The sequence below is a fragment of the Protofrankia sp. CiP1_Cm_nod2 genome, assembly GCF_920664355.1.
GTDB lineage: Bacteria > Actinomycetota > Actinomycetes > Frankiales > Frankiaceae > Protofrankia.
Genome location: NZ_CAKKTL010000030.1, coordinates 4,421 through 5,452, shown reverse-complemented (window position 1 = coordinate 5,452; position 1,032 = coordinate 4,421). Strand labels below are relative to the sequence as shown.

The window sequence follows — 1,032 nt, the reverse complement described above, 5'->3', positions numbered from 1 at the left end:
TGGTGGCCGCGGTGGACGCCGTCGAAAAAACCGATCGTCACGACACCGCCGGGCCAGTCGTCCGGCGTATTGCGCACCTCACGCCACCACTGCACGTTCAGAAGCCTATCGGGATCTCCGCGGGCCCAGGGGTGGAAGGCGGCGTGAAAACCACCAACGGCCGGCCGGCCCCCGCGGTGTCCTGGGCCAGGGCGAGCAGCTCACCAGCAGGGCCGAAGACACCATAGAGGCCGGGCACGCCGAACGGCGGCAGCCGGCGGCCATGAGATATCGCACCTGCCTCGTCGGCGTCGACCTGGCGGCGGGGGAACAGCGCGCCGACCGCGCCGGCCAGCGGACGCAGCGCGGCCGCCCCCCGCTCGGCGAGGGTGTCGAGCGTGACCGCCCCGGCAAGGCCGAACGAGCCCACCGACGTCCGCCGCAGGGCGGTGAGGTGGGCGCCGCAGCCCAGCGCCGCGCCCAGGTCGCGGGCCAGCGCCCGCACGTAGGTGCCGCTGGAGCAGGCCACGGCCACGTCGAGATCCGTCCCGCGGCGGGCGAGCAGGTCGAAGCGGCTCACCGTCACCCGGCGCGCCGCCAGGACGACGTCCTGCCCGGCGCGCACCCGGGCGTAGGCCCGCACCCCGTCGACCTTCACCGCGCTGACCGCGGACGGGACCTGGTCGATCTCACCGGTGAGCGCCGCCATGGCGGCGGCCAGGCGCGGCTGGTCGGCGGCCGCCGCCTGGGCGACGGCGTCGTCCGCGACGGCGAGCGCCTCCCCCTCGGCGTCGTCGGTGGTGGTCGACACGCCGAGCCGCACCGTCGCCTCGTAGACCTTGCCCGTCAGGGCGAGATGACCGAGCAGCCGGGTGCCCCGGCCGACCCCGAGCACCAGCACGCCGGTGGCCATCGGGTCGAGCGTGCCCGCGTGGCCGATCCGGCGGGTGCGCAGTATCCGGCGGGAGCGGGCGACCACGTCGTGCGAGGTCCAGCCCGCCGGCTTGTCGACCACGACCAGGCCTTCCACAGCCGGGCCTTCCACAGCCGGGC

At 75.8% G+C, this 1,032-nt stretch carries 1 protein-coding gene; it reads right to left on the bottom strand.

Going from position 1 to position 1,032, the window contains the following annotated elements:
• Positions 1 to 97: 97 nt before the first annotated feature.
• On the bottom strand, positions 98 to 1,024 hold the full coding sequence (gene truB, locus NBW84_RS05330; RefSeq protein WP_250282281.1) for a tRNA pseudouridine(55) synthase TruB: 927 nt from the start codon (positions 1,022 to 1,024) through the stop codon (positions 98 to 100).
• Between the last annotated feature and the right edge of the window lie 8 nt (positions 1,025 to 1,032).